At 46.1% G+C, this 8143-nt stretch carries 8 protein-coding genes; 2 read left to right on the top strand and 6 right to left on the bottom strand.

Annotation, left to right across the window (positions count from 1 at the left end; translation table 11 throughout):
• The 4 genes from NG833_RS22265 to NG833_RS22250 form a co-directional block, all read right to left on the bottom strand.
• A partial coding sequence (locus NG833_RS22265; protein ID WP_254567468.1) for a rhodanese-like domain-containing protein occupies nucleotides 1-522 on the bottom strand: 522 nt, incomplete at its 3' end.
• A gap of 369 nt (nucleotides 523-891) precedes the next feature.
• Entirely contained in the window at nucleotides 892-1974 is a 1083-nt protein-coding gene (gene psbA / locus NG833_RS22260) for a photosystem II q(b) protein (RefSeq protein WP_254567467.1), read from the bottom strand.
• Nucleotides 1975-2283: 309 nt separating this feature from the next.
• The gene (locus NG833_RS22255) at nucleotides 2284-3600 is read right to left on the bottom strand and encodes an FAD/NAD(P)-binding oxidoreductase (protein WP_254567466.1); all 1317 of its coding nucleotides are present in this window, start codon (nucleotides 3598-3600) and stop codon (nucleotides 2284-2286) included.
• A gap of 104 nt (nucleotides 3601-3704) precedes the next feature.
• Nucleotides 3705-3851, bottom strand: a complete 147-nt coding sequence (locus tag NG833_RS22250; RefSeq protein WP_254567465.1) for a hypothetical protein — start codon at nucleotides 3849-3851, stop codon at nucleotides 3705-3707.
• Between NG833_RS22250 and NG833_RS22245 the strand changes: the two genes are divergently transcribed.
• Both NG833_RS22245 and NG833_RS22240 read left to right on the top strand, forming a co-directional pair.
• Nucleotides 3850-4545: an MBL fold metallo-hydrolase gene (locus NG833_RS22245; protein WP_254567464.1), complete on the top strand. Its 696-nt coding sequence runs from the start codon at nucleotides 3850-3852 to the stop codon at nucleotides 4543-4545. The genes NG833_RS22250 and NG833_RS22245 overlap by 2 nt on opposite strands.
• Nucleotides 4546-4705: 160 nt before the next feature.
• Nucleotides 4706-6427: a SulP family inorganic anion transporter gene (locus NG833_RS22240; RefSeq protein WP_254567463.1), complete on the top strand. Its 1722-nt coding sequence runs from the start codon at nucleotides 4706-4708 to the stop codon at nucleotides 6425-6427.
• A 74-nt stretch (nucleotides 6428-6501) separates the two neighbouring features.
• Here the strand turns inward: NG833_RS22240 and NG833_RS22235 are convergent, their stop codons facing one another.
• Together NG833_RS22235 and NG833_RS22230 are read right to left on the bottom strand one after the other, a co-directional pair.
• The gene (locus tag NG833_RS22235; protein ID WP_254567462.1) at nucleotides 6502-7104 is read right to left on the bottom strand and encodes a flavodoxin family protein; all 603 of its coding nucleotides are present in this window, start codon (nucleotides 7102-7104) and stop codon (nucleotides 6502-6504) included.
• Between the two features lie 68 nt (nucleotides 7105-7172).
• The gene (locus NG833_RS22230) at nucleotides 7173-8126 is read right to left on the bottom strand and encodes a formylglycine-generating enzyme family protein (RefSeq protein ID WP_254567461.1); all 954 of its coding nucleotides are present in this window, start codon (nucleotides 8124-8126) and stop codon (nucleotides 7173-7175) included.
• Between the last annotated feature and the right edge of the window lie 17 nt (nucleotides 8127-8143).

Below are 8143 nucleotides of genomic sequence, written 5' to 3'. Positions count from 1 at the left end.
AGGAAGTTTAGCCAACAGCATTCCCATTGCACAAGTGTTACTAATGCCAGCAAAGAGTAAACCGGCCCCCACAAACCCACTCAGAAATAAAAACCCCGGGTTCACAAAATAACCGAGAAACGTCCCGGTAAACACCAGAGTCCCGGCCACAATTTGCACCTGACGGAAAATAGAAATCGGGGCATTTTTATTCACTTCTACTGGATATCCCGCTTGTTTCCAGCCGTTAATTCCCCCTTTAAGCTGCATCACCTCGGGAACTCCTGCCGCCAAGAGTTTTTGCGCCGCTTGTCGGGAACGGTTGCCACTTTGACAGTAGAGAACGATATCTTTGTCCCCTTGCAATTTAGGCGAGTTTGGGTCAAATTGAGACAGGGGTAATAGGGTAGCCCCTTGGATATGTTCTCCCGCAAATTCCCCGGGTTCTCGCACATCAATCAGGGTGATTTTTTGCTCGCTTAATCCCTGTTTCAAGGTCAGGGCGTCAATATCAAGCAGTTGGTTCGTCTGATTTGCAGTCATAGTTAGCCTCGGCTTCCGTTAATTCAATATGAAAAAATAAATAGAAGGAGTCTCTTGATAGAGGGTAATTCTAGTAGACAACCCTTAACATGATGGGGGACTGGCTTGACCTGAACGGGTAAACAATCCACCTCGGTTGGTTGTTTCTTTTATTATAGAACATTACCCCAGAAAACTGTCAAGTTTTAGGCTCATAATCGTGTTCTGGAGTCAGGAAATTTTGATAAAACGTTAAATCCTATTTAATCCAGAGAAAAATTCAGCGAGTCGTGCCAAGGTGATCCAAAAAAAGCTCCCCAACTTGGCTAGTTCGGGAGCTAAAGTAATTAGGAAGCTATGAGGATTAAAGGCAAGATGCAGAAAATCAGATTAACCGTGAATGACCGGAGCAGTTAAGGCGATCGGTTGCACCGAAGCAGCGGCTAAATCAAGGGGGAAGTTATGAGCATTGCGCTCGTGAATTACCTCAATCCCTAAATTAGCGCGGTTAATCACATCAGCCCAGGTATTAATTCCACGACCTTGGTTGTCCAGAATGGACTGATTAAAGTTAAACCCATTCAGGTTAAACGCCATCGTGGAAATGCCTAAAGCGGCAAACCAAATTCCTACCACGGGCCATGCAGCTAAAAAGAAGTGCAAGCTGCGGCTATTGTTGAAGGACGCATATTGGAAAATCAGGCGACCAAAATAGCCGTGAGCGGCAACAATGTTGTAAGTTTCTTGTTCTTGTCCGAACTTATAACCGAAGTTAGTCGATTCGTTTTCACTGGTTTCGCGAACCAAAGAAGAAGTCACTAAAGAACCGTGCATAGCGGCAAATAAAGCACCACCAAATACACCGATCACACCGAGTTGATGGAAGGGGTGCATGAGAATATTATGCTCGGCTTGGAACACAATCATAAAATTGAAGGTTCCAGAAATTCCTAACATCATCCCATCGGAAAAACTCCCTTGACCGATTGGATAAACTAACAGCACTGCGGTGGCAGCGGCAACGGGAGCAGAAAAGGCGACGGGAATCCAGGGACGCATTCCCAGGCGATAGCTGAGTTCCCACTCCCGACCCATATAGGCGTAAATGCCAATCAAAAAGTGCAGGACAATCAGTTGATATGGGCCACCGTTATACAGCCATTCATCTAAAGAAGCGGCGGACCAAAGGGGATATAAGTGCAAGCCGATCGCCGCAGAAGTCGGAACAATAGTGGCCGTAACAATGTTATTGCCGTAGAGCAAGGAACCGGAAACCGGCTCACGAATCCCATCTAAATCGACGGGAGGAGCGGCAATAAATGCCAGGACAAAGACGATCGCTGCCGTGAAAATGGTGGGAACCATTAACACTCCAAACCAGCCAATATACAGCCGATTTTCGGTGCTAGTAATCCAGTCGCAGAATCGGGACCAGAGGCTATTCCCACTGGGAAAAGAGACGGTTGTTGTCATAGCCGTAATATCTCTAAATGGAATAAGTGCGTTACCTTTTGCTGCGGGTCAAATTTGAGTGCAGCAGGCAACAATCGCAATATAACTAAATAGCGATGCAATTGTCAAGTAGTTTAGCCAATCTTTTTTTAGGGGAGGTGAAACCCGCATCCGGCGTAGCGTTCCGTAAGGAAAGGGTGGGGCTATACGGACTAGCCCTGTCAAGGTGTGTAGGTAGGGGCGCAATGTGCAGGCCCAAAAGAGGGCTTCGAGCATTGCGCCCCTACAAGAAATAACGATTTTTCGTCTGCCTGGGCTAATTAACAGGGGTTATTTTCCATGCCACTGCATAAACTTAATATAATCCCCCTCAAACCGCGACCCTTTTAACATCCGATTCCAATAAATCCAAGGCATCAGGTGCTTTTTCATGATCCACATCATCCAACGTTCCTTGGCGGGATTGAGCGGAAAACTCGAAATCGGATGACCATTGTACCCATTAAACTCTGCCATAACTGTTTTGTCATAGCCGGTAATTAAGGGACAACAAGTGTAGCCATCATAGCGAGCTTGGAGCGGTTTTGATGCCAAAAATGCCAGTAAATTTTCAGCCAAAACCGGCGCTTGCTTGCGAACTGCGGCCACTGTTTTAGAGGTGGGAAGGGAGGAGGCATCGCCAATTCCAAAGACATTGGGATAGCGGTTATGTTGCAGGGTATCTCGGTCCACATCTACCCAACCATAAGGATTATTGGGCACTGCCAGAGGGCTTTGTTTAATAAAATCAGGGGCGCTTTGTGGGGGGGCAACGTGAATCATATCGTACTTAATGCTAAGTTCATCCACGGGACCGCTTTCGCTGAGAATATCAAAAATTGCTTCTTTGGTTTCTGGGCGAATTTCCTTCAGATTGTGCTGAAATTTGACCTCAATCTCCCGCTCTTTGACGACATTTTCTAAAATGTTGGAATAAGCGGGAACGGAAAACATTTTTGTAGCGGGGGTCAAGAACATGACATTGGAGCGCTCTCGAACTCCCGATTTACTTCTAAAGGTATCATCGGCCATGTACATGACTTTTTGGGGCGCTCCTCCGCATTTAATCGGGGTATTGGGAAAGGTAAAGAGGGCGTTACCCCCTTGAAAGTTTTTAATGGTTTCCCAAGTGTACGGCGCATAAATTGGGGAATAATTGGAGGTAACGCCTTCTTTACCGAGGGCTTGTTTCAGCCCTTTGATTAAATGCCAATCAATTTGAATTCCGGGACAGACAATTAAACAGTCATATTCTATCTCAAGGCCGCTGGCGGTAATGACAGTATTGCCATCGGGGTTGAGTTTTACGGCTTTGTCTTTGATCCAAGTCACGCCTTTGGGCATGACCTCTTTTTGAGGTTTGCGGGTGTCTTCAATCTGAAAAACTCCGCCTCCGGTTAAGGTCCAACCGGGTTGATAATAGTGGATATCTGAGGGTTCGATAATGGCGATATCTAAGGCGGAGTTTTTTGCTAACAGTTGGGAACTGGTGGCAATTCCCGCTGATCCGCCCCCGATCGCCAGGATTTGGTGATGGATGGTTTTGCGAACTTGGGTTTGGGGTTGCGGAATTTGGATTTGGGAAGGGTGTTGTGTGAGGTTGACCATCGTTTTTGTCTTATGCTGAGTATTGTTACTTAAAAAGGCGGGGAGTCCAGGGACTGACTCTAACTCCCGTGGCTCCTTGCTGGCTGGTTGTCAAAAATCTCTTGTTACATTACTATATAGTAGTGGATAGGTAAAAAGCAAGTCGTTTGAATTTGTCGCCACCATCCTGGGGCGATCGCCCCCCAGGAAACCCAGAGACAGACTATCCGCAAGTTAACCGCAGAAATTAACCCCAAGGAGGAACCCGCCATGCTATTCCGCCAACTGTATGACAATGAAACCAGTACATATACTTATTTAATTGCTGACGAAACCACCAAGGAAGCGGTCTTAGTCGATCCGGTTATCGAGCAAGTCGAGCGCGATTTGCAACTGCTGCAAGAGTTGGGATTAACCTTGCGCTACTGCCTGGAAACCCATATTCATGCGGATCATATTACGGGCACGGGAGAATTGCGATCGCGCACCAACTGTCAGGGAGTTGTTCCCGAAAATGCCAGTGCTGCTTGTGCCGATCGCTTCATCAAAGATGGGGAAATTTTGCAAGTTGGGGACATCGAAATTAAGGCGATCGCCACCTGGGGACATACGGATAGTCATAATGCCTATTTTGTCAATGGCGATCGCATTTTAACCGGAGACTCCCTACTAATTCGCGGATGCGGACGCACCGATTTTCAAAGCGGTAATCCCGGCTTACTTTATGATTGTATTACCCAAAAAATCTTCACCTTACCCGATGAAACCTTCGTCTATCCCGGTCACGACTACAAAGGCAGAACCGTCTCCACCATTATTGAAGAAAAAAACCATAACCCTCGGTTTGTCGGCAAAGACCGCGACAGTTTCATCGAACAAATGAACAACCTAAATTTGCCCGACCCCAAGAAAATTGCCGAAGCCGTTCCTGCCAATGAAGGCTGTGGGAAACCCGCCATTGTTTAGGCCATTGGTACAGTGCATCCCCCTCACTCTAAATCTCTCTCCCCTTGTGGGAGAGAGACTTGGAATCCGGTTCCCCAGTTTCTCAGTGAAAATCCGTGAAATCTGTGGTTACCCTACAATTACTCAGGGAAATCACCCTACTTTTTAACCGAGTTTTTTAATGAACGCAATTAAACAGTATATTCCCATTTTAAATTGGGGACTGCATTACCGGCGCGAGTATTTAGTTGGAGATATAACCGCTGGAATTATCGTCGCCAGCTTGCTGATTCCCCAAGGAATGGCATACGCAATGCTGGCGGGATTACCCCCAGAAGTGGGATTATATGCCAGCATTTTACCGCTAATTGTCTATGCTTGTTTAGGAACGAGTAGCAGCCTCTCCGTTGCGCCGGTTGCTGTTGATTCTCTGATGGTTGCTGCTGCTGTTAGCACCTTGGCTGCGGAAAATACGGCGGAATATTTAGGATTAGCTTTAACCCTAGCTTTCCTAGTGGGAATTATTGAAATTCTCCTGGGAGTATTTCGCCTCGGGTTTTTGGTTAATTTTCTGAGTCAGTCGGTGATTTCGGGATTTATTAGTGCAGCAGCTATTTTAATTGGGTTCAGCCAAGTCAAACATTTATTGGGTGTGAGAATTCCCCAAACTGAGTCATTTGTGCAACTGGTTTCCTATTTAGGTGCAGAAGTGGCAAATACCAACGGGGTGACCCTGATGCTCGGGTTAACGGCCTTGGGTATTTTAATCTTTTTTAACAAAAAAGTCAAGGATTATCTGAAACAATGGCGTGTCTCGGAAGCGGCGATCGTCCCGATTACGAAAAGCGCACCTTTGCTGCTGGTGATTGTCAGTTCTCTGTTGGTTTGGGGATTGAGATTAGATGAAATGGCTGGAGTGAAAGTGGTGGGAACGATTCCCCAAGGATTGCCACCCATCTCCCTGCCAATTTTTGATGCAACGACTCTACAACAGTTATTTCCTGCTGCGGTAGCGATTAGTTTTGTGGGGTTTATGGAAGCATTTGCCGTGGGGAGTTTTTTAGGCAGTAAGAAGCGCCAAAAACTGGATGCAAATCAGGAATTAATTGCGTTAGGGGCCGCCAATGCCAGTGCTGCTTTTACCGGAGGATATCCCGTAACGGGGGGATTGAGTCGGTCCGTGGTGAACTTTGCGGCAGGTGCAAATACGGGATTAGCATCGATAATTACGGCCATTGTGATTGCGATTACGGTGATGTTTCTAACGCCGTTATTTTATTTTTTACCCCAAACAATTTTGGCGGCGATTATTTTAGTAGCGGTATCCAATTTGTTAGATTTTGGGACATTAAAACGACTGTGGGGATATGATAAAGGAGATGCGATCGCCTGGAGTGCTGCCTTTATTGCCGTCCTCGCCACCAGCGTAGAAACCGGAATTCTGATTGGTGCTGCCATTTCCTTGGCCCTGCATCTCTGGCGCACGAGTAAACCCCATATTGCCATTGTCGGACGCATTGAAAATACGGAACATTTCCGGAATATAGAGCGATATCCCGTCAAAACCTGTCCTCATGTTTTAGCCATTCGGATTGATGAGAGCCTGTATTTTGCCAATGCTAAATACTTGCAGACTTATGTACAAAATGCTGTTTCAACCTATCCTGAAATCAAACATTTAGTTTTAATTTGTAGTGCTATAAATGTGATTGATGGCAGTGGGTTAGAAACCTTAAAAAGTTTAATTGAAGAGTTAAAGAGTGTCGGCATCAACTTTTATATGGCCGAAGTCAAAGGGCCGGTTTTAGATAAACTGGATAAAATTGGATTTACCGAATTTATTGGTGGCGATCGCATCTTCCTGACCACCGACATTGCCATGAAAACCTTAGAATGTCAGTAAATACTATACCACAGATTACACAGATTTTCACTGAGAATTTTCTGTGTCAATCTGTGTAATCTGTGGTTACCCCTTTACACAACCAATTTATGACCCAAATTCCGCGCCTGCCGTTTAATTTTATCCGACAAACCCCCGTGTTTGGAAATAACTTTTCCCACAAAAATTACCCCAATGGGTTTGGCCCCCAACATTTTCGCTAATGTTTTCAAACTTTTAATTGCACCGGATAACCAACGGGCAATAAACCCAGGCATCGCAGTCGCCGAAATCAGTACCGCCTTCTTACTCGCTTCGGACTTTCTCATTTGTGGCGATGGCGTATTCCAGGGCCAATATCCATAACAAATACACCGTTCTAAAAACCGTTGAGTCAGGGCATTAATATTCCCAAAATTAACCGGCGCACCAATTACTAAAGAATCCGCTGCCTCAACTTCCTGCAAAATCCCATCCATCTCATCCTGGAGTACACAGTCCCCTCTTTCCGGTCCCGGTTCCTGTAAGCAAACCCGACAATTTGTACAAAACTCAATCTGGCGGTCCTGCAAATAAATCTTGGAAATTTCTGCACCCTGATTCTCCGCTTCTGCCAGCACCTCACTCACCACCGTATCAATCGTCCCGCCCTTGCGATAACTGCCCACAATTCCGACAACTTTCTTTCCGCTACTCATCCTTTTTTCCTCCTGTTCTCCTCTCTGTGTCAATCCGTGAAATCCGTGGTTCCCCACAAAAAAACCCTTCAAGAAACAGCAATCCGAAAACCAGCGATCGCCTCTTGAGAATCCGGTTCCTTCCCAAACCGTTGCGCCGCCCGAGAATACCACGGTAAATCATGCCAGGACCCGCCACGCAGTATCCGAAATTCTGGATTTCCTCCAACTTCCCAGGCACTGCCATCTGTCGGCGCACCCTCATAACTATTATGCCACAAATCCTGACACCATTCCCAGAGATTGCCATGCATATCCACCAATCCAAACCCATTCGCGGGAAAACTACCCACTGGAGTGGTTTGGTGGTGAGGAATTCCTGTCAAAATTTCATCATAATTCCCTAATTCGGCGGTAATTTTTTCACCAAAATAAAACGGTGTAGAGCTTTTGGCGCGACAGGCATATTCCCATTCCGCTTCCGATGGCAGACGATATCTCCGACCCGTTTTTTGCCCCAGTCGGTGACAAAATTCTACCGCATCATGCCAGGAGACATTTTCCACAGGTAAATTGTCTTGCTGCCAAGTGGAAGGATTGTTTCCCATGACTGCTTGCCACTGTGCCTGAGTGATGGGAGATTGACTTAAAAAGAAGTCTGGCAAAGTCACAGAATGTTGAGGACCTTCACTGTCATATCGTTCTAATTCTGTAGGAGGGGAACCCATCAAAAAACTCCCCCCAGGAATTTGGATTAAATCAATACCAATACCCTTGACTAGGGTTTCCCTAAAATAGGGGACTTCTTTGCAAACTTTTTGAATAATTTCTCCGGTTTCATTCACCTGAACCGTGGTAAATTGCCAGGAAGAAAGTTGGAGAATTTGTGGTGCTTGTGCTTTAGCCATTTTTCCCCCAAAATTGGGACCCGCTACAGCAGCTAAAAAGCCGAGACTGGATAACCCGCCTAATTTCAAGAAGTGGCGGCGAGTCAAGGGATGAGCAGGTTTTTTGGACGGATTGACTGTTTGGGATGGATGCATAGTGATTTAAGAAGGTG

Source organism: Oscillatoria sp. HE19RPO, assembly GCF_024220515.1.
Classification (GTDB): Bacteria; Cyanobacteriota; Cyanobacteriia; order Cyanobacteriales; family Laspinemataceae; genus Laspinema.
This window is presented reverse-complemented; position numbering and strand designations above follow the sequence as displayed.

What these genes read in the sequence shown, in the direction of transcription:
- NG833_RS22250 (WP_254567465.1), bottom strand. Translation starts at nt 3,851, where the DNA reads ATGGCGGGTTCCTCCTTGGGGTTAATTTCTGCGGTTAACTTGCGGATA.
- NG833_RS22245 (WP_254567464.1), top strand. Translation starts at nt 3,850, where the DNA reads ATGCTATTCCGCCAACTGTATGACAATGAAACCAGTACATATACTTAT.
- psbA (WP_254567467.1), bottom strand. Translation starts at nt 1,974, where the DNA reads ATGACAACAACCGTCTCTTTTCCCAGTGGGAATAGCCTCTGGTCCCGA.
- NG833_RS22255 (WP_254567466.1), bottom strand. Translation starts at nt 3,600, where the DNA reads ATGGTCAACCTCACACAACACCCTTCCCAAATCCAAATTCCGCAACCC.
- NG833_RS22235 (WP_254567462.1), bottom strand. Translation starts at nt 7,104, where the DNA reads ATGAGTAGCGGAAAGAAAGTTGTCGGAATTGTGGGCAGTTATCGCAAG.
- NG833_RS22230 (WP_254567461.1), bottom strand. Translation starts at nt 8,126, where the DNA reads ATGCATCCATCCCAAACAGTCAATCCGTCCAAAAAACCTGCTCATCCC.
- NG833_RS22240 (WP_254567463.1), top strand. Translation starts at nt 4,706, where the DNA reads ATGAACGCAATTAAACAGTATATTCCCATTTTAAATTGGGGACTGCAT.